The organism is Streptomyces sp. NPDC102467, assembly GCF_044765445.1.
In the GTDB taxonomy this organism is placed as follows: Bacteria; Actinomycetota; Actinomycetes; order Streptomycetales; family Streptomycetaceae; genus Streptomyces.
In genome coordinates, this window is record NZ_JBIWKA010000007.1 from 162185 (window position 1) to 180504 (window position 18320).

Annotated in this window: 19 protein-coding genes; 14 read left to right on the plus strand and 5 right to left on the minus strand. The window is 72.5% G+C overall.

The window, feature by feature from the left end:
• Nucleotides 1-315: 315 nt before the first annotated feature.
• The 4 genes from ybaK to ACIREE_RS16120 all read right to left on the minus strand — a co-directional run bounded on the left by ybaK (nucleotide 316) and on the right by ACIREE_RS16120 (nucleotide 4324).
• Nucleotides 316-822: a Cys-tRNA(Pro) deacylase gene (gene ybaK / locus ACIREE_RS16105; protein WP_404151540.1), complete on the minus strand. Its 507-nt coding sequence runs from the start codon at nucleotides 820-822 to the stop codon at nucleotides 316-318.
• Nucleotides 823-839: 17 nt separating this feature from the next.
• Complete coding sequence (locus ACIREE_RS16110; protein ID WP_404151542.1) at nucleotides 840-1625, minus strand: LON peptidase substrate-binding domain-containing protein; 786 nt, start codon at nucleotides 1623-1625, stop codon at nucleotides 840-842.
• Nucleotides 1626-1636: 11 nt separating this feature from the next.
• Entirely contained in the window at nucleotides 1637-2641 is a 1005-nt protein-coding gene (locus tag ACIREE_RS16115) for a hypothetical protein (protein WP_404151545.1), read from the minus strand.
• Between the two features lie 168 nt (nucleotides 2642-2809).
• Nucleotides 2810-4324, minus strand: a complete 1515-nt coding sequence (locus ACIREE_RS16120) for an oxidoreductase (RefSeq protein ID WP_404152300.1) — start codon at nucleotides 4322-4324, stop codon at nucleotides 2810-2812.
• Nucleotides 4325-4727: 403 nt separating this feature from the next.
• Between ACIREE_RS16120 and hisD the strand changes: the two genes are divergently transcribed.
• The 13 genes from hisD (at nucleotide 4728) to ACIREE_RS16185 (ending at nucleotide 17214) form a co-directional block, all read left to right on the plus strand.
• Nucleotides 4728-6053, plus strand: a complete 1326-nt coding sequence (gene hisD / locus ACIREE_RS16125) for a histidinol dehydrogenase (protein WP_404151547.1) — start codon at nucleotides 4728-4730, stop codon at nucleotides 6051-6053.
• A complete protein-coding gene (locus tag ACIREE_RS16130; RefSeq protein WP_404151550.1) occupies nucleotides 6050-7168 on the plus strand; it encodes a histidinol-phosphate transaminase in 1119 nt (372 codons plus the stop codon). Before hisD ends, ACIREE_RS16130 begins: the two co-directional genes overlap by 4 nt.
• On the plus strand, nucleotides 7165-7758 hold the full coding sequence (hisB, locus tag ACIREE_RS16135; protein WP_404151552.1) for an imidazoleglycerol-phosphate dehydratase HisB: 594 nt from the start codon (nucleotides 7165-7167) through the stop codon (nucleotides 7756-7758). Before ACIREE_RS16130 ends, hisB begins: the two co-directional genes overlap by 4 nt.
• Nucleotides 7759-7760: 2 nt before the next feature.
• Nucleotides 7761-7925: a hypothetical protein gene (locus tag ACIREE_RS16140; protein ID WP_404151554.1), complete on the plus strand. Its 165-nt coding sequence runs from the start codon at nucleotides 7761-7763 to the stop codon at nucleotides 7923-7925.
• A gap of 8 nt (nucleotides 7926-7933) precedes the next feature.
• Complete coding sequence (hisH, locus tag ACIREE_RS16145; protein ID WP_404151557.1) at nucleotides 7934-8617, plus strand: imidazole glycerol phosphate synthase subunit HisH; 684 nt, start codon at nucleotides 7934-7936, stop codon at nucleotides 8615-8617.
• Nucleotides 8618-8622: 5 nt separating this feature from the next.
• Nucleotides 8623-9348: a bifunctional 1-(5-phosphoribosyl)-5-((5-phosphoribosylamino)methylideneamino)imidazole-4-carboxamide isomerase/phosphoribosylanthranilate isomerase PriA gene (gene priA, locus ACIREE_RS16150; protein ID WP_404152303.1), complete on the plus strand. Its 726-nt coding sequence runs from the start codon at nucleotides 8623-8625 to the stop codon at nucleotides 9346-9348.
• Nucleotides 9345-9791, plus strand: a complete 447-nt coding sequence (locus ACIREE_RS16155; RefSeq protein ID WP_404151560.1) for a RidA family protein — start codon at nucleotides 9345-9347, stop codon at nucleotides 9789-9791. The genes priA and ACIREE_RS16155 overlap by 4 nt, the downstream gene beginning before the upstream one ends.
• Nucleotides 9788-10543, plus strand: coding sequence for an imidazole glycerol phosphate synthase subunit HisF (gene hisF, locus ACIREE_RS16160; RefSeq protein WP_404151563.1), 756 nt, complete (start codon nucleotides 9788-9790; stop codon nucleotides 10541-10543). The genes ACIREE_RS16155 and hisF overlap by 4 nt, the downstream gene beginning before the upstream one ends.
• 377 nt (nucleotides 10544-10920) lie before the next feature.
• Complete coding sequence (locus ACIREE_RS16165; RefSeq protein WP_404151566.1) at nucleotides 10921-11805, plus strand: alpha/beta hydrolase family protein; 885 nt, start codon at nucleotides 10921-10923, stop codon at nucleotides 11803-11805.
• Nucleotides 11806-11907: 102 nt separating this feature from the next.
• Nucleotides 11908-13872, plus strand: coding sequence for a LuxR C-terminal-related transcriptional regulator (locus tag ACIREE_RS16170; protein WP_404151568.1), 1965 nt, complete (start codon nucleotides 11908-11910; stop codon nucleotides 13870-13872).
• Between the two features lie 175 nt (nucleotides 13873-14047).
• Nucleotides 14048-15280 carry a PucR family transcriptional regulator gene (locus ACIREE_RS16175; RefSeq protein WP_404151571.1) on the plus strand — a complete coding sequence of 411 codons (1233 nt, stop codon included), beginning with the start codon at nucleotides 14048-14050 and terminating at the stop codon, nucleotides 15278-15280.
• Between the two features lie 88 nt (nucleotides 15281-15368).
• A complete protein-coding gene (locus tag ACIREE_RS16180; RefSeq protein ID WP_404151574.1) occupies nucleotides 15369-15959 on the plus strand; it encodes an ArsR/SmtB family transcription factor in 591 nt (196 codons plus the stop codon).
• A gap of 52 nt (nucleotides 15960-16011) precedes the next feature.
• Nucleotides 16012-17214 carry an MFS transporter gene (locus tag ACIREE_RS16185; protein ID WP_404152306.1) on the plus strand — a complete coding sequence of 401 codons (1203 nt, stop codon included), beginning with the start codon at nucleotides 16012-16014 and terminating at the stop codon, nucleotides 17212-17214.
• A 10-nt stretch (nucleotides 17215-17224) separates the two neighbouring features.
• Here the strand turns inward: ACIREE_RS16185 and ACIREE_RS16190 are convergent, their stop codons facing one another.
• Nucleotides 17225-17860 (minus strand): TIGR03085 family metal-binding protein, encoded by a 636-nt coding sequence (locus ACIREE_RS16190; protein ID WP_404151577.1) that lies wholly within the window; start codon nucleotides 17858-17860, stop codon nucleotides 17225-17227.
• A gap of 74 nt (nucleotides 17861-17934) precedes the next feature.
• Between ACIREE_RS16190 and hisI the strand changes: the two genes are divergently transcribed.
• Nucleotides 17935-18318 (plus strand): phosphoribosyl-AMP cyclohydrolase, encoded by a 384-nt coding sequence (hisI, locus tag ACIREE_RS16195; protein ID WP_404151580.1) that lies wholly within the window; start codon nucleotides 17935-17937, stop codon nucleotides 18316-18318.
• Nucleotides 18319-18320 lie beyond the last annotated feature (2 nt).

An 18320-nucleotide genomic window follows, 5' to 3' on the forward strand; every position in this document is an offset into this window, starting at 1 on the left:
AGTGGCGGCGACGACGACAGGTAGGACGTCGGCAGTGGAACGTTGATAGGTAGAGCGTCGATAGGTAGGACGTGGGATGTCCAGCGGTGAGGTGACAGTGCGATACCGCCGACAGCGGTGTCAAGGGTTCGGCAGGAGGGCTGTCACCCCGGAACGCGGCCTCCGTGGCCATCGCGTTCCGGGGCGCTGTCGCTGATCGTCAGGCGGGCCGGTGCCCGTGGTTGGCCTTGCCCTTCTTGATCCGCCACTTGCGCTTGCGCGTCTTCTTCGACATGTCCTTGGTGCTTAGCCGAAGCGGCCCGCCGCGTCGAGAGGTCACGCACGTCCGACGGGAGCGAGTACGGCATCGGTGAGCGCCGCCAAGTCGCTCGGCGCCAGCTCGACTTCGAGGCCGCGGCGCCCCGCGGAGACGCAGATCGTCGCGTGCAGGCCGGCCGAGGAGTCGACGACCGTGGGCAGCTTCTTGCGCTGGCCCAGCGGCGAGATCCCGCCCCGCACATAGCCGGTGGTGCGCTCGGCGAGCGCCGGGTCGGCCATGGCGGCGCGCTTGCCGCCGACCGCGGCGGCCAGCGCCTTGAGGTCGAGCTGACCCGCCACCGGGACGACCGCGACGGTCAGCCTGCCGTCGACGTCCGCGACGAGCGTCTTGAAGACCCGGTCGGGGGAGACGCCCATCGCCTCGGCCGCCTCCTCACCGTACGAGGGGTGGGCGGGGTCGTGGTCGTAGGCGTGGACCGTGAAGGCCGTCCCGGCGGCGGTGAGCGCCACCGTCGCGGGCGTCCCTGCGGACTGCTGCTGTTGCTTCTTGGCCTTCTTCGCCAACGTGCCTGTCCCTACCGTCAGTTGAGGCTGGTCGCTTGTCTCGTCAGCTCTGTCGCGGGCAGCGACGGGAGATGCCGGATGATCGCCGTCTCGGCGCGCAGCAGCTTCAGCTCGTCGCGCAGCCGGGACGCCGCGTCCGGCGCCTGGAGCAGGCGCTGCTTGGTCGGCACGTCCAGCACCGCGGCCGCCGCCACCAGATACGACACCACCGACGGCTCGTCGGGCAGCTCCGCGCCCGTCGCCAGGGACCGCTCACGGGCACCGGCAAGCCGCTTCTGGTACGAGCGGAACGCGCGCAGCACACCCTCCGCGAGGGCGCCCGCCTCGTCGCCGTCCTCCTCGGGCAGCTCCTCGACCGCGGCGGTCAGATAGGGACCCGAGGCGTCCACCGAGTGCAGCTTCACCCGGCGGGTGCCGGTGGCCAGCACCTCGAAGCTGCCGTCGGCGCGCTCGCGGATGGTCGCCGCGTCCGCGATGCAGCCCGTCGCGTGGAAGGACGCCAGGGGGTCGTCGCCGAAGCCGGCCGCGGGGCCCGAGCCCGCTTCCTTGGTGGTGATGTCGTCCGGCATGCCGGACGACGCCGGCGCGACCTCGTGGCCGTCGCGGATCGCGACGACGACGAACTGGCGCGGCTCGTCCGAGACGGCCGGATCGGAGTCGGGGTCGGTCGGGTCGGCAGGAAATGCCTTCAGCAGGTCGCGCATCAGGGCGCGGTAACGCTCCTCGAAGACGTTCAGCGGGAGGACGAGTCCCGGGAACAGCACCGAGTTGAGCGGGAAGAGCGGAAGCCGGACGGTGGTCACGACGCTCAAGCCTAATGGGCGTCGGAGCCGCCCGGCCCGCCGCGCAGTGGCAGCGCGGCCGCGACCTCGAGGCGCGCCCCGTCCCGCAGCTCCAGGAACCGGCCGAGCGGATCGTCCGAGAGCCGGTCCCAGGGGAACGACGTCGCGTACGGGCCGAGCAGCCGGAACTGCTCCAGGGCGTCTTGCCAGCGCTCCATCTCGATCAGCACGCAGGCCAGCAGATTGCGCACCTCGGCGGGCCAGGGGTCGGCCGTCCCGTACGTGCGGGAGAGCCCGATCGCAAGGTCGGCGGCCGCGTCGAGGCGGGCCCGCGGGATGCCCTGCGGGGCCCGCGTCGTCAGGTACGCCAGGGCCGCGCGGGCCGGCAGCGCCTGCAGGAGGGAACCGGGCAGGGCGTCCTTGGCGGCGCGCTCGGCGAAGTCGAAGCACTCGGTGTGCGAGCCGTACCAGGCGGCCGACAAGTAGCGCAGCGCCGCGACGTGGCAGCCGTAGTGGTGCGGTGAGCGGCGTACCGCCTCGGCCCACACCTCCGTGAAGACGGCATGCGGGGCGTTGGTGCCGCGGGCGTGGTCCAGGGCCACGCGCCAGGGGACCGGGTCACCCGGGTCGGCATCGGCGGCGGCCAGGATCAGCGGGGTGACGTCGCGGAGCAGCTCGGCGCGGGCCGGTGAGTCGAAGGCCCGGCCCACCGCCAGCTCGGCCTTGACGAGGAGCAGGTCCGGATCGTGCGGGGACGCCGCCTGCCAGGACTCGAACCACTCCGTGCGGGAGGCGGCGAACGCGGCGAGGCGCAGTACGTAACGGTCGCGGTTCTCCCACTCGGCCGCCTCGCGGGTGTGGGCGAGGACCTTGGCGGCCGGGCCGTACTCCCCGCCCCCGGCGGCGACGAGAGCGGGGGCCAGGCGCTCGTCCGGGGCGTCGAGCAGGACATCGTCGTCCGGCGGCAGGCCCGCGCCCAGGGCTCCGATGTGGCGGATCATGCGGGCGGTCCGGATGAAGGCACGCAGGAAGGGCACGGGGGCCTCCTCTACGTGTCTGTGTGGCTGTGTGGCTGTGTGTCTACGTACGAAAACAGGGACTGCGCTGGGATGACGGCTGAAGAGGGCCGAAGGTTGCCTGGCGGGCGGTAAAGGTTTCGGCCGGTCGGTCCCGGTCCCTGGTTGCCGGTCCCTGGTTGCCGGTGTCTAGTTGCGGCGCAGCAGCCGTGTCGCGCCCGCCGCCACCGTCGTCGCCAGGATCCAGCCGAGTATCACCATGATCGCGGCCGCCCACTGCCAGCCCCCTTGTAGCTGCCAGCTGCTGGACTGGCCGAGGTCGATCACGGGCAGGAGGAGATCGAGGGCGAACAGGGCCGAGTCCCAGTGCGGGCCCTGCCCCCGCTGGATCGGCGGATGGGAGGCGTATCTGAAGGCGAACGAGCCGACCGCCCAGAGCACCGCCATCCAGACCGCGGCCCGGCCCGGCCGGTACCCGTAGGCGACCGTCCAGTCCTGGAGGTAGCCCCACACCTTCGCCGCCGGCGGCAGCGTCTCGCGGCGGCGCCGCTGCTTGGCGAGGAGCACTTCGCGGGCGTCGGCGTCCTCGCCGCTGTTGCGCAGCACCGTGGCGAGCCGTTCGTACGGCTCCGGGTTGTACTCGGGTGTCGCCGCGGCGAGCCAGTCGAGGCGCTGGGCGAGCGGGAAAGGGCCGAACGGGATCAGGTTCTCGTACGTGAATCCGCCCATGCGCAGCTGGCCGGGGCCGGGCCAGCCCGCCGCCTTGTCGACCAGATTGACGATCTTCGCGCCGGACAGCACGACCCGTCCACGCAGCGGCTTCTCGCCGAGAAAGCGCAGCTCAGGGGTTTGGATACGGCGCAGCGAGATCTCCTGGTCGTGCTCGAGCGTGAAGCGCGCCGAGTCCAGGTCGACCGCGTCGCCGAACCGCCCGTCGTCGAGCCGGACGCCGCCCACGCAGGCGAAGCGCTGTACGCGGGTGCCGCGCGCGGGCGTGGCGCCGCTGGTCTGGAACGGATTGCCGAGGCCCGCAGGGGTCAGGTACAGCGTGCGCTCGACCGTCATCTGCGGGGCGTTCAGGGCGTGCCGCCCCCGGGTGTTGCTCAACTGGCTGCCGCGCAGCGAGAGCGAGACGCCGACCGTGGCGCCGCGCAGGCTGACCTCGCCGTGCGTCTGCACCATCTCGGCCTGCAGGTCCTGCCCGACGGACAGACCGTCCGCCATCAGTGATTTGCCGAGCCGGTCGCGGAACACGACGGCCTGGTTGAGCAGGAGGTCGGTGCCGATGTGGGCGTCGGTCAGGCGGACACCGTTGTGGAACCGGCAGCGCGTCAGATGCAGATCGCCCTCGGTGTGCACCCGGGCGCCCTCCAGACGCGGCACCGAACAGTCGACGATCCGGACCGTCGTGAAGTGCGCCTCCGGCAGCAGCACCTCCTTCTCGAAACGGCACTGCTTCAGTTCGAGGTACGGGACGATCGTGCCGCCCGCGAGGTCGAGCACGTCCGTGATCTGCACGCCTTGGAGCTTGAGGGACGAGACCCGGCCGGAGAGGGCGGGCGGCCCGTCGAGCAGCAGCCAGGCCACGATCCGCGCCCGTACGCTGCGCTCGGGTCCCCAGGCGTGGCCGCCGTGCGGATCGTCCACCGCCGAGTTCCCGCTGCGCAGGTCGAGGACAGTGCCGTTGCGAAATGCCAGCCACATGCCCACTTCCGCGGCGCTCAGCCCGTCCGGCACGTCTCCGCTGCCGCTGCCGGTCGTCACGTCGACCACGACTGTTCTTCCTCCCCGTGAAGCCCGCGCAACTCATGCACCTCGTGCCATCCGTGCACCTCATGCAATCCATGCACCTCATGCCATCCATGTAACGCACGCAACTCAGACAACCCGCGCCACCCGTGCAACCCCGACGACTCATGCGGCCCCCGGTCACCTTGGCCACCTGCTACTCGTGGGTTTCGTACAACCGTTCATGCCCGCTGAGTGACCGTCTGAACGCTAACGGTGAAGGTCGTCTTCCGGTGCCGGAACAACGGCCGAAACCGGACACGTATCAGTCATTGATACGGGCCACCGACGGCGAAGCGGCGTCTGAGAGAATTGATCCGTGATCTCTCGAATCGATCTGCGCGGCGCCACCCTCCCCGAGGGCCAGGCCCTGCGCTCGCTGCTGCCCCGTGCCGACTTCGACGTCACGGCCGCCCTGGAGAAGGTGCGGCCGATCTGTGAGGACGTGCATCATCGTGGCGACGCGGCGCTGATCGACTACGCGGAGAAGTTCGACGGGGTCGCGCTGAGGGACGTGCGGGTGCCGGTCGAGGCCATCACCGAGGCCCTGCGGACCCTGGACCCCGAGATCCGCGCCGCCCTGGAGGAGTCCATCCGGCGGGCCCGGATCGTCCACCGCGCCCAGCGTCGTACCACCGAGACCACGCAGGTCGTGCCCGGCGGCACGGTCACCGAGAGGTGGGTGCCGGTGGACCGCGTCGGGCTCTACGCGCCCGGCGGCCGGTCCGTCTACCCGTCCTCCGTGATCATGGACGTGGTCCCTGCCCAGGAGGCCGGCGTCCCCTCGATCGCGCTCGCCTCCCCGGCGCAGAAGGAGTTCGGCGGCCTGCCGCACCCGACGATCCTCGCCGCCTGCGCCCTGCTCGGCGTCGACGAGGTGTACGCGGCCGGCGGCGCCACCGCCGTGGCGATGTTCGCGTACGGCACCGAGTCCTGCCCGTCCGCACCGATGGTGATGGGCCCCGGCAACATCTGGGTCGCCGCCGCCAAGCGCTACTTCACCGGCGTCATCGGCATCGACTCCGAGGCCGGACCGACCGAGATCGCCGTCCTCGCCGACGCCGGCGCGGACCCGGTGCACGTCGCCGCCGACCTGATCAGCCAGGCCGAGCACGACCCGCTGGCCGCTTCCGTCCTGGTCACCGACTCCGAGGAGCTCGCCGACGGGGTGGCCAAGGAGCTGGACGCGCAGGTCGCGGTCAGCAAGCACCGCGACGAGCGGATCGTCCCCGCCCTGAGCGGCAAGCAGTCCGCGATCGTCCTCGTCGACTCCGTCGAGGACGGCCTCGCCGTCGTCAACGCCTACGGGGCCGAGCACCTGGAGATCCAGACCGCCGACGCGGCCGCCGTGGCCGCGAAGGTGCGGAACGCGGGAGCCGTGTTCGTCGGCCCGTGGTCCCCCGTCTCCCTCGGCGACTACGCCGCCGGATCGAACCACGTCCTGCCGACCGGCGGCTGTGCCTGCCACTCCTCCGGCCTGTCGGTCCAGTCCTTCCTGCGCGGCATCCACGTCGTGGACTACACGAAGGACGCACTCGCCGAGATCACCCGCCACGTGGTGACGCTCGCCGAGGCCGAGGACCTGCCCGCGCACGGTGCGGCGCTCAAGGCCCGCTTCGAGTGGAAGGTTCCGAAGACCTCGTGACCGGCATCGACGACCTCCCCGTACGGGACGAGCTGCGCGGCAAGTCCCCTTACGGAGCGCCCCAGTTGGACGTGCCCGTCCGGCTGAACACGAACGAGAACCCGTACCCGCTGCCCGAGCCGCTCGTAGCGCGGATCGCCGAGCGCGTCGCCGAGGCCGCCCGGAACCTCAACCGCTACCCGGACCGGGAGGCGGTCGAGCTCCGGACCGAGCTGGCGAAGTACCTCACCCGCACCACCGGCCACGAGGTCGGCTTCGAGCAGGTGTGGGCGGCCAACGGGTCGAACGAGGTCCTCCAGCAGCTGCTCCAGGCGTTCGGCGGCCCCGGCCGCACCGCCCTCGGCTTCGAGCCCTCGTACTCGATGCACCCGCTGCTCGCCCGCGGCACGAACACCGGCTGGATCAGCGCCCCGCGCACCGCGGACTTCTCGCTCGACGTGCCGGCCGCGATCGAGGCGATCCGGACGCACAAGCCGCACGTCGTCTTCATCACCAGCCCCAACAACCCCACCGGCAACGCGGTCGCGGCCGAGGACGTCCTCGCGCTGTACGAGGCGGCCGGCCGGGACGCCATGGTGATCGTCGACGAGGCCTACACCGAGTTCAGCCACGGCGACTCGCTGCTGCCGCTGATCGAAGGACGCCCGAACCTCGTCATCTCGCGGACGATGTCGAAGGCGTTCGGCGCGGCCGGGCTGCGGCTCGGCTACCTCGCCGCCGACCCCGCCGTGGTCGACGCCGTCCAACTGGTGCGCCTGCCCTACCACTTGTCGGCCGTCAACCAGGCCACGGCGCTCGCCGCCCTGGAGTACACCGACACCCTGCTCGGCTACGTCGAGCAGCTGAAGGACGAACGGGACCGCGTGGTCGCCGAGTTGGAGGCGCTCGGCTTCGACGTCACCGTCGCCGACGCCAACTTCATCCAGTTCGGGATCTTCGAAGACCCGCACGCCGTCTGGCAGTTCGTCCTCGACCGCGGTGTCCTCATCCGTGACAACGGAGTGCCGGGACGGCTGCGGGTGTCCGTCGGCACCCCCGAAGAGAACGACGCGTTCCTGGACGCGGCCCGCGAAGTGAAGAAGGCCCAAATGAACACTCAGGAGCGTGGCGCATGAGCCGCATCGGACGCGTGGAGCGGACGACCAAGGAGACCTCGGTCCTCGTCGAGATCGACCTCGACGGCAAGGGCGAGGTGGCCGTGTCGACAGGCGTCGGCTTCTACGACCACATGCTCGACCAGCTCGGCCGCCACGGCCTCTTCGACCTCACGGTCAAGACCGAGGGCGACCTGCACATCGACTCGCACCACACCATCGAGGACACCGCCCTCGCGCTCGGCGCCGCCTTCAAGCAGGCGCTCGGCGACAAGGTCGGCATCTACCGCTTCGGCAACTGCACGGTCCCGCTGGACGAGTCGCTCGCCCAGGTCACCGTGGACCTCTCGGGCCGCCCCTACCTCGTGCACACCGAGCCCGAGAACATGGCGCCGATGATCGGCGAGTACGACACGACGATGACCCGGCACATCCTGGAGTCGTTCGTCGCGCAGGCGCAGATCGCCCTGCACGTCCACGTACCGTACGGGCGCAACGCGCACCACATCGTGGAGTGCCAGTTCAAGGCCCTCGCCCGCGCCCTGCGCTACGCGTCAGAGCACGACCCGCGCGCCGCCGGCATCCTCCCCTCCACGAAGGGTGCCCTCTAGTCATGAACGGCCTCGCGACCGTCCTCATCCTCGTCGGCCTGTTCCTGCTCGGCGGCGTCTACTCGTTCGCCAAGCAGGGCATGGGCAAGAGCCTCATCACCCTGCTCTCGATCAGCGCCGCCTTGTGCCTGGTCGCGGGCGTGCTGCGGCTCGACTACTGGAACTGACAGCTGCCATGACCACTGCCAAGACCTCTGCCATGACCTCAGGCAAGACCTCTGCGCTGAACAAGAAAGTCGTCGTCTTCGACTACGGCTTCGGCAACGTCCGGTCCGCCGAGCGCGCCCTCGCCCGCGCGGGCGCCGACGTCGAGATCACCCGCGACTACGACAAGGCGATGAACGCCGACGGGCTGCTCGTGCCCGGCGTCGGCGCGTTCGCCGCCTGCATGAAGGGGCTCACCGAGGCCCGCGGCAACTGGATCGTCGGCCGCAGGCTCGCCGGCGGCCGCCCGGTCATGGGCATCTGCGTCGGCATGCAGATCCTCTTCGCGCGCGGCATCGAGCACGGAGTCGAGACCGAGGGCCTCGACGAGTGGCCCGGCGCCGTCGAACCGCTGAAGGCCGACATCGTGCCGCACATGGGCTGGAACACCGTCCGTGCGCCGCAGGAAAGCCGCCTGTTCGCCGGCCTCGACGCCGACGAGCGGTACTACTTCGTGCACTCCTACGCCGTCCAGAACTGGGAGCTGGAAGTGCACAACCCGCACCTCCGGGCCCCACAGGTCACCTGGGCCACACACGGCGAGCCGTTCGTGGCCGCCGTGGAGAACGGCGCACTGTGGGCCACGCAGTTCCACCCCGAAAAGTCCGGCGACGCCGGAGCCCAGCTGCTGAAGAACTGGATCGGAACGCTGTGACCAGTGTGAACAAGCTCGAACTCCTCCCCGCCGTCGACGTCCGCGACGGGCAGGCCGTCCGCCTCGTGCACGGCGAGTCCGGCAGCGAGACCTCCTACGGCTCCCCGCTGGAGGCCGCCCTCGCCTGGCAGAAGTCCGGCGCCGAGTGGCTGCACCTGGTCGACCTGGACGCCGCGTTCGGCACCGGCGACAACCGCGCGCTGATCCGCGAGGTCACCGAAGCCATGGACATCAAGGTGGAGCTCTCCGGCGGCATCCGCGACGACGACACCTTCGCCGCCGCGCTCGCCACCGGCTGCACCCGCGTCAACCTCGGCACCGCAGCCCTGGAGACCCCCGAATGGGTCGCCAAGGTCATCGCCGAGCACGGCGACAAGATCGCGGTCGGCCTCGACGTCCGCGGTACGACGCTGCGCGGCCGCGGCTGGACCCGCGACGGCGGCGACCTCTACGAAACCCTTGAGCGCCTCAACTCCGAGGGCTGCGCCCGCTACGTCGTCACCGACATCGCCAAGGACGGCACGCTCCAGGGCCCCAACCTGGAGCTGCTGCGCACCGTGTGCGCGGCCACCGACCGCCCGGTCGTCGCGTCGGGCGGCGTGTCCTCCCTCGACGACCTGCGCGCCATCGCCGAGCTCGTCCCGCTGGGCGTCGAGGGCTCCATCGTGGGCAAGGCGCTGTACGCCGAGGCGTTCACGCTGGAAGCCGCGCTGGCGGCGGTCTCCGTATGACCTCCGGCGAGGTGCGGCGGCACGCCTCGGGCGTCCCGTTCGAGGAGACCATCGGGTACTCGCGTGCGGTGGAACTGCCGAACGGGCTCGTCCTGGTGTCCGGCTGCACGTCCGTGGTCAACGGCGTGATCGACGCGGGCGCGCCCTACGAGCAGACGGTGAACGCCTTCCAGGTCGCCTTCGACGCGCTGGAGGCCATCGGCCTGGGCCGTGAGCACGTGGTGCGCACCCGGATGTACCTCACCCATGCCCGCGACGTGGACGACGTGGGCCGCGCCCACAAGGAGCTGTTCGACGCCGTCCGTCCCGCCGCGTCCATGATCATCGTCTCCGGCTTCGTCGACCCCAGCCTGGTCGTCGAGGTGGAGGTCGAGGCGTTCCGCCCGCAAGCGGGAGAAGCACCGCAAGCGGGAGAAGCACCGCAAGCAGGAGAAGCACTGTGAGCCTCGCCGTACGGGTCATTCCCTGCCTCGACGTCGACAACGGCCGCGTCGTCAAGGGCGTCAACTTCCAGAACCTGCGCGACGCGGGCGACCCCGTCGAGATGGCGAAGGTGTACGACGCCGAGGGCGCGGACGAGCTGACGTTCCTGGACATCACCGCGTCCTCCGGCAACCGCGAGACCACGTACGACGTGGTGCGCCGCACCGCCGAGCAGGTCTTCATCCCGCTCACCGTCGGCGGCGGCGTGCGCACCGCCGACGACGTGGACAAGCTGCTGCGTGCCGGTGCGGACAAGGTCGGCGTGAACACCGCCGCCATCGCCCGGCCCGAGCTGATCCGGGAGATCGCGGAGCGGTTCGGTCGGCAGGTGCTCGTCCTGTCCGTGGACGCGCGGCGCACCGAGTCGGGCGGCTTCGAGGTCACGACGCACGGCGGGCGCCGATCCGCCGGGATCGACGCGATCGAATGGGCACACCGGGCCGCGGAGTTGGGGGCGGGCGAGATCCTGCTCAACTCGATGGACGCGGACGGGACGAAGGACGGCTACGACATCGAGATGATCGAAGCTGTCCGCAAGCACGTGTCCGTCCCGGTGATCGCGTCGGGGGGCGCGGGGCGGTTGGAGCACTTTGCTCCGGCCGTCGGGGCGGGGGCCGACGCGGTGCTCGCGGCGTCCGTCTTTCACTTCGGTGATCTGCGGATCGGTGAGGTCAAGGGGTCGTTGCGGGGGGCGGGTTACCCGGTTCGGTAACGCCGCAGCGCCGTTGTGGGTTGTTGTTTCGTTCGCGGCCGCGGCCCGGTGGGGCTTCTCGCGCAGTTCCCCGCGCCCCTGAGGCATGCGGCTTCGCCGCAGCCCAGGGATAGGCGCACTGCGTGCGCCTATGAGGTGGCGCACGCAGTGCGCACCTCAGGGGCGCGGGGAACTGCGCGACCAGCCCCCACCAGGGCCGCGGCCGCGAACAAAGCGAACTTGGCAGACGGGTCGGCGCACGCCCACCGGCCGGAACCGGTGATTTCGCCGATGCGCACCACACGGCTCAAGCCCCACCGTGGTCCCGTCCGAGACCACGGTGGCGCCCCGGGACGGGTGTCACCCACCCCCCCCGAGAGGACCGCATCGTGCAGAAGATGCGAACCCGAACCCGCCTGATCCGTACGGGACTTGCCGCCCTGTTGGCGATCGGCGGCCTGGCCACCTCACAGGCCGCGACCGCCCAGGCCGCCGCCGACAACCCCTACGAGCGCGGGCCGGCCCCATCCGTGTCCAGCATCGAGGCGGCGCGCGGCTCGTACGCCGTCTCGCAGACCACCGTGTCGTCCCTGAGCGTCTCCGGGTTCGGCGGCGGCACCATCTACTACCCGTCGTCCACGGCCGACGGCACGTTCGGGGCCATCGCGATCTCCCCGGGCTACACCGCGTACCAGTCGTCGATCGCCTGGCTGGGCCCGCGCCTGGCCTCGCAGGGCTTCGTCGTCTTCACCATCGACACGAACACCACGCTCGACCAGCCCGACAGCAGAGGGCGCCAACTCCTCTCCGCGCTCGACTACTTGACGCAGACGAGCTCGGTGCGCAGCCGCATCGACACCAGCAGGCTCGGTGTCATGGGGCACTCCATGGGCGGCGGTGGCACCCTCGAAGCCGCCAAGAGCAGGCCTTCGCTGCAGGCCGCGATCCCGCTCACCGGCTGGAACCTCGACAAGACCTGGCCCGAGGTCAGGACGCCGACCCTGGTCGTGGGCGCGGACGGTGACACCATCGCTCCGGTCGCCACCCACTCCGAGCCGTTCTACACGAGCTTGCCGAGTTCGCTCGACAAGGCGTACCTGGAGCTCAGGGGAGCCACGCACTTCACGCCGAACTCGTCCAACACCACGATCGCGAAGTACAGCATCTCGTGGCTGAAGCGCTTCATCGACGACGACACCCGCTATGAGCAGTTCCTCTGCCCGCTGCCCGCGGCGAGCCTCGCGATCGCGGAGTACCGGGGCAACTGCCCGCATACGTCGTGACGTTCTGACGCACTGTGCGGGAGCACAGTGTCGGCCGGCGCCGGTTGGGTCCGTTCCCAACCGGCGCTGCGCGTGCGGCAGTTCCTTCGTACGGTGACCTAAGTGACCGTGAGACATGTCCTGTTGCTGACCGCAGCCGCCTACGAGAGCGACCCCGAGGGGCCGCGCGTGGACGGCGGCCTGGTGCTGCGGGCCGCGGCGGCCGCCGGATGCGGCGCGGACGCCCTGGACGCCGCCGAGCGCGCGGGCCTGGAGCGGTGCCCGGACGGACGGCTGCGGCTGCCCGGCAGGCGTGCCGTGTACGAGGCGGCCCCGCCCGCGCACCGCAGGGCCGCGCACGGCCTGCTGGCCGCGGCCGCCGCGGGGGAGCGGCAGCGGGCGGCGGGTCTGCTGCACCGGGCGCTCGCGACGCCGTACCCGGACAGCGGGCTCGGCGCCGAGCTGGCCGCCGCCGCCCAGCTGTCGGGCTCCTCGCGCGGGGAGCGCGCCACGGCCCTCGCCCACGCGGCGGCCCTCACCGCGGACCCGGCGGTCCGCGCGGAGCGGCTCGTCGCCGCGGCGGACCAGGCACGCCTCGCGGGCCGTCCGCACCGCGCCCGCGAACTACTGGGCCAGGTAGGCGAGTTGATGCCGCCGGACGAGGTGCGGGGGAGCGCGGCCCTGGTACTCGGGTTGCTCGCTCTACGGGACGGGCCGGTGGCCGATGCCCGCGCCTCGCTCCTGCTGGCCGCCCGGCTCTGCCCGGAGGAGCAGGCGCTCGGCGCCCGGCTCGCCGCCGCGGAGGCGGCGTGGGCGCTCGGGGACGCCGAGGCGTACCGGGAAGCCGTGGGGGAGTCGCGGGCAGGGGCCGCCGGGGCCCGCGAGTTCGGGCTCGGGATGGCCGCTGCCCTCGGCGACCGTTACACGGCCGGCCGGGCCGCGCTGCGCCGGGTCGTCGCCGAGGCGGCCGAGGCGGGCACCCCTGACGCCCTGCTGAGGGCCGGTGCCGCTGCCCTCGTCGCCGGAGAGGTGGAGGCTGCCTGCCGCCTCGGCAGCCGGGCCCTCGCCGCCGCCCGCGCCCACGACGCGGGGCCCGAGCTGCCCCGGGCCCTGGAGCTGCTCGCGTACGGCGAACTGCGTGCCGGGCGGCACGCCCGCGCGCGGGCCCATGCCGAGGAGGGGCTGCGGGCCGCGCGCGGCGCGGGGCAGCGCAACGTCCTCGCCCACCAGTACGCGATCCTCGCTCTGGTCGCCTCCCTCGACAGCACCGCCGACACCGTCGCCCGGCACGCGGGCGCCGCGCAGGACATCGCCGCCCGGCACGGCCTCGTTCAGGCCGCCACCCTCGCCCAGTGGGCCCTGGCCCGCGCCGACCTGGCCCGCGGCCGGGCGGCCGAGGCGGCGGCCCGGCTCGGCCCGCTCGTGCGGCCGGGGCCGCGGCGCGGGCACTTCGCGGTGCGGATGCTCGCCGTGCCGTGCTTCGTGGAGGCGTCGGCGCTCGCCGGGGACCCGGACGGGGCGCGGGCCGCCGTCGCGGAGTTCGCGGTGTGGGCCGAGCGCGGGTACGATCCGCAGGCTCAGGCCCAACTGGCGCGCTGCCAAGCTTTGTTGGCGGCCGGCGACCCGGTCCGCGCGGAGGCCCGCTTCACCGAGGCGCTGGCCCGCCACGACCGGACGGGCGGCGACTTCGAACGGGCCCGCACCGCCGACCTGCACGGCAAATGGCTGCGCCGCGCCCGTCGGCCCGCCCACGCCCGGGTGCTGCTACGAGATGCCCTGGTCGCCTTCGAGCGGTGCGGCGCCACGGTCTGGGCCGCACGGACGGCCGCCGAACTGCGCGCCACCGGAGAGGCCCCGAGGTGCGGCGAACCCCCGGGCAGGCTGGCCGAGTTGACGCCACAACAACTGCGTATCGCGCACTGTGTCGCGGAGGGGGCCACCAACCGCGAGGTCGCCCTGCGCCTGTCGGTGAGCCCGCGCACCGTCGACCACCACCTGCGCAATGTCTTCGCGCAGCTGGGCGTCCGCTCCCGCGTCGAACTCGCCCGCCTTGTGGACCGTGCGGAAGGCACCGTCGCGCACTCTTGAGCGCCGTGCCGCACGCTCGATCCCGTCCGAACCTCCGGTCCTCGCGGGTCGCCCTTCGTGCGCATCACCGTGTCGTTATCTCCGAGGGCTGGAGACCGACCAGACGGTATGTCATTCTTCGGGCTCCGGGCGGCTCAGGCGCGCCCCGGCACGAGCCGACCCGTGGAGGACCGTGATGCCCGCGCACCTCGTACGTCCCCGACCCCGCCCCCGGACCGCCACCGCCCCCGCCGGCTCCGACGCGGTCGCCGTGCTGCGCCGCGCGGCACTGCCCCTCATGGGTCAACTCCCCGTACTCACCGACCGGTTGACCGCCGAACTGCACGCCAAGGAACCGGCGTACCGGACCGCGATCGACGCCGACCCCGGCGACGTACGGCGGGAGGTGCAGCGCTCGCTGCGGCACAGCATCGCCTCGCTGCTCGACCCCGCCCCCTCCCGCGAGGCCGCCCGCGCCTGCTCCACCCGGATCGGCGCCGAACGCGCGGCGCGCGGCCTCCCGCTCGACGCCCTGCTGCACGCCTTCCGGCTCGGCGGCGCGCTGGTCTGGCAGGCGCTCGTCGACGAGGTGACCCGGCACCACCCGCGGGACGCGCACCTGCTCGTCCATCTGGCCGCCGATGTGCGCGACTACGTCGACGAGCACTGCGCCTGCGTCGCCGAGGCCTATCGCCGGGCGGAGCACGAACTGACCTGGCGCCGCGAGAACCGGCGCCGCCTGATGGCCGCGGCCCTGCTCGACGGCGCCACCCGCATCGCCGACCTGCCCGAGGCCGCCGCGGTGCTCGGCCTGCCCGAGCGCGGCCGGTACGCGGTGGTCCTCGTGGCCGGCGGCCGGGGTGCGGCGCCCGTGACCGACGCGTCCGCAACCGTGTGGCACCCGGGCCCCGACGCCGAGCGCGGCATCGTCGCCCTGGGCGACAGCGACGTACGGCAACTCGCGGCGAGATGGCGGCCGTTGACCCGCAGCGGAACCGGTATGCGGGTCGGCGTCAGCTCCGCGGTGGAAGGCCTCGCCGCCGTCGGGGGCGCCCGGCGCCTCGCCGAGACCGCGCTGCGGATCTGCCCCGCGGACGGCGGCACCGTCCTCCTCGACGACGAGCTGCCCGCCGCCCTCGTGGCCGGGGCCCCCGCGCTCGGCAGCCTCCTCGTCGACCGTGTCCTCGGCCCGCTGCGCACACTGCCGCCCGCCGACCGGGCGCTGCTGCTCGACACCCTGACCGCCTGGCTCGACTGCGACGGCTCCGCACAGCGCGCCGCCACTCGCCTCTACTGCCACCGCAACACCGTCCTCAACCGGCTGCGCCGCTGCGAGCAGCTCACCGGCCGGAGCCTGACCCGCCCGGCCGACCTCGTGGAACTCACCCTCGCGCTGCAGGCGCACCGGCTGCGCCGCCCACAGGGCTGAATCCCGTAAATCCTGATGCGTGGGCCCCCTTCACGCGAGTTCTGCAATTTTTATTGCGCAACTTTTCTTTTGTACCTACGGTCGGCGTATGGCAGGCAAAGAGAGAGACCGCCGCATCACCGACCTGGGCACGCTCAAGGCCCTCGCCCATCCCTTGCGCAGCAGGCTCTACCGAGAGCTGAGCCTGCGCCGCGTCGCCACGGCATCGCAGCTCGCCGACGAGATCGACGAGGCCGTCGCCCTCGTCAGCTACCACCTGCGCAAGCTCGCCGAGCACGGACTCATCGAGGAGGCCGAGCCGCAGCGTGCCGACGGCCGTGAACGCTGGTGGCAGCCCGCCTCCGACGGCGTGAGCATCCGGGACGCGGACTTCCGCGACGCCCCCGAGAAGGCCGCCGCGCACACCGCGGCCAGCCGCCTCTTCTTCGAGCAGCGCGCCGACATGTACCGGCGCTTCCTCGACCAGCGCATCGCCTGGGAGGACGCCTGGGCCAGTGCCCACGAGTCGTCCGAGTCCATGATGCGGCTGACCGCTCCCGAACTCACCGAACTGGTGGGCGAGATGCGCGCCCTGCTGCGCCGCTACGAGGAACGGGGCCGGGCCGCCGACGACGCCGGTGACACCGACGGGCGGGAGAACGTCGCGGTGCACACCTACGCGTTCCCCTTCCGGAACTGAGGACCGGCCCGTGACATCAACTCCGTTATAGAGAAGCCCCGTTGAGGATGCGATACCCGCGCATCGCGACGGCAACGTACTGCGCTGGCTGGTCGCGTACACCTCGTCAGCCATCGGCGACAACCTCTACTACTTCGCCCTGTCCTGGGCGGCCGTGCAGCAGGGCACACCCGCCCAGGCGGGCATCGTCACCGCCGTCAGCGCCGTGCCGCGCGCCGTCCTCATGCTCGGCGGCGGTGTGGTCGCCGACCGGTACGGACCGCGCCGCGTCGTTCTCGCGAGCAGCGCCGTGCGCGGTCTGCTCGTCGTCGCCGCGGTCGCGCTGCTGCTCGCGACCAGCCCCGGACTCCTGGCCCTCGGCGCGGTCGCCGTCGTCTTCGGGATCGTCGACGCCGTCTTCCTGCCCGCCGCCGGTGCCCTGCCCGCCCGCATCGCCGAGCGCGGCCAACTCGCCCGCGTCCAGGGCCTGCGCGCCCTCGCGACCCGGCTCGCCAACGTGCTCGGCGGACCGCTCGGCGGCCTCGGCATCGCACTCGGCGGCACGGCCGGAGCGTTCGGCGGCGCCGCGTTGCTCATCGGGGCGTCGGTGCCGCTGCTGTTCGCGGTGCGGGTGGGAGAGGTGCCGCCCGAGGACCGCCAGGAGCGCGGCGCCGTCGCGGCGGAACTGTGGGACGGGCTGCGGCACATCGCCCACGACCCGGTCCTGCGGCCCCTCATGCTCGTCATCGCCCTCGGCGACCTGGGCTTCGTCGGCCCGATGAACCTCGGCCTCACGCTCCTCGCGCGCGAGCGCGGCTGGGGCTCGACCGGCATGGGCTGGGTGCTCGCCGGGTTCGGCATCGGCGCCGGGGCCGCCGCACTCCTGATCACCGTACGCGGACGGGTGCCCCGCGCCGGGCTCGTCACCGGCGCGGTGACCGTGTCCGGCTCAGCGGCGATCGCAGCTCTCGCCCAGGTGCCGTCCGTGCCGGGCGCGGCCTGCGTGGCACTCGCCGTCGGCCTGTCCCTCGGGCTCGCCGGGACCGTGAGCGGGGCGCTGCTCCAGAGCCACGCGGGCCCCGCCTACGTGGGCCGGGTCACCTCCGCCGCCACCCTGGTCAGCTTCGGTGTCGCCCCGCTCACGTTCCCCGTCGTCGGATGGGCCGTCGAGCGGTGGGGCACGGGAGCCGTCTTCGCCGTGTGCGCGGGCGTCTGCGCGCTGGGCGGCGCCGTCGCCCTCTGCTCCCGGCCCCTGCGCAGGGCCGAACTCGGCTGAGACCCGCGCCCTACAACCCCAGCGCCTTCGTCTCGCTCAGCCGGGTGATGGCCGCCTTGTCGCCGTCGAGCTCCACGTTCGCCGCGTCCTGGCGGCCGAACACGTACATCAGGAGCTCCGAGGGTTCCCCGGTGACCGTCACCACCGGCGCGCCCCGGTGCGCGACCGCCGTCTGGCCGTCCGGGCGGCGCAGCACCAGGCCGACCGGCGCCTTGCGGCCCGTCATCCGGGCGATCCGCTCCAGGCGGGACCAGAGCACCTCGGCGAAGACCGGGTCGAGCTCGCGCGGCGACCAGTCGGCCTGGGCGCGGCGCACGTCCTCGGCGTGGACGTAGAACTCGACCACGTTCGCCGCCTCGTCGATCTGCTTGAGGGCGAACGGCGAGAAGCGCGGCGGCCCCGTCCGGATCAGCTGGATCAATTCCTCGTACGGCTTCTCCGCGAACTCGCCCTGCACCCGCTCCAGGCGGGAGGCGAGCTGTTTGACGAGGGTGCCGCCGGCGGCATCGGGGCGGCGCTCGCGCACCACGACGTGCGCCGCGAGGTCGCGGGCGGTCCAGCCCTCGCAGAGGGTGGGGGCGTCCGGGCCCGCCGCCTCCAACAGATCGGCGAGGAGAAGTCGTTCACGCTTGGCATGGGTCGACATGGACGCCACCCTACGACCGCCCGCACCGTCCGGACAGTGGACGCCCCGCGGACCCGGGGCGCGGGCGCGGCACAATGGCACGTATGACCAGCTCGCCCCAGTCCAGCGACCTCGACCCGACCGTCGCCGCGCGCCTCAAGCGCAGCGCCGACGGCCTCGTCCCCGCCATCGCCCAGCAGTACGACACCGGCGAGGTGCTGATGCTCGGCTGGATGGACGACGAGGCGCTGCACCGCACCCTGACCACGGGCCGCTGCACGTACTGGTCGCGCAGCCGCCAGGAGTACTGGGTCAAGGGCGACACCTCGGGCCACTTCCAGCACGTGAAGTCCGTCGCCCTCGACTGCGACGCGGACACCCTCCTCGTCAAGGTCGACCAGGTGGGCGCCGCCTGCCACACCGGCGCCCGGACCTGCTTCGACGCCGACGAACTCACGGTCAGGGGCCCTTCCGCTTAACA

Excerpts from the sequence above, each read along its gene's own strand:
- ACIREE_RS16190 (WP_404151577.1), bottom strand. The coding sequence starts at position 17,860 with ATGTCGACCCATGCCAAGCGTGAACGACTTCTCCTCGCCGATCTGTTG.
- hisI (WP_404151580.1), top strand. The coding sequence starts at position 17,935 with ATGGCACGTATGACCAGCTCGCCCCAGTCCAGCGACCTCGACCCGACC.
- ACIREE_RS16120 (WP_404152300.1), bottom strand. The coding sequence starts at position 4,324 with ATGTGGCTGGCATTTCGCAACGGCACTGTCCTCGACCTGCGCAGCGGG.
- hisH (WP_404151557.1), top strand. The coding sequence starts at position 7,934 with ATGACCACTGCCAAGACCTCTGCCATGACCTCAGGCAAGACCTCTGCG.
- ACIREE_RS16140 (WP_404151554.1), top strand. The coding sequence starts at position 7,761 with ATGAACGGCCTCGCGACCGTCCTCATCCTCGTCGGCCTGTTCCTGCTC.
- ACIREE_RS16155 (WP_404151560.1), top strand. The coding sequence starts at position 9,345 with ATGACCTCCGGCGAGGTGCGGCGGCACGCCTCGGGCGTCCCGTTCGAG.
- ACIREE_RS16175 (WP_404151571.1), top strand. The coding sequence starts at position 14,048 with ATGCCCGCGCACCTCGTACGTCCCCGACCCCGCCCCCGGACCGCCACC.
- ACIREE_RS16165 (WP_404151566.1), top strand. The coding sequence starts at position 10,921 with ATGCGAACCCGAACCCGCCTGATCCGTACGGGACTTGCCGCCCTGTTG.
- ACIREE_RS16180 (WP_404151574.1), top strand. The coding sequence starts at position 15,369 with ATGGCAGGCAAAGAGAGAGACCGCCGCATCACCGACCTGGGCACGCTC.
- hisB (WP_404151552.1), top strand. The coding sequence starts at position 7,165 with ATGAGCCGCATCGGACGCGTGGAGCGGACGACCAAGGAGACCTCGGTC.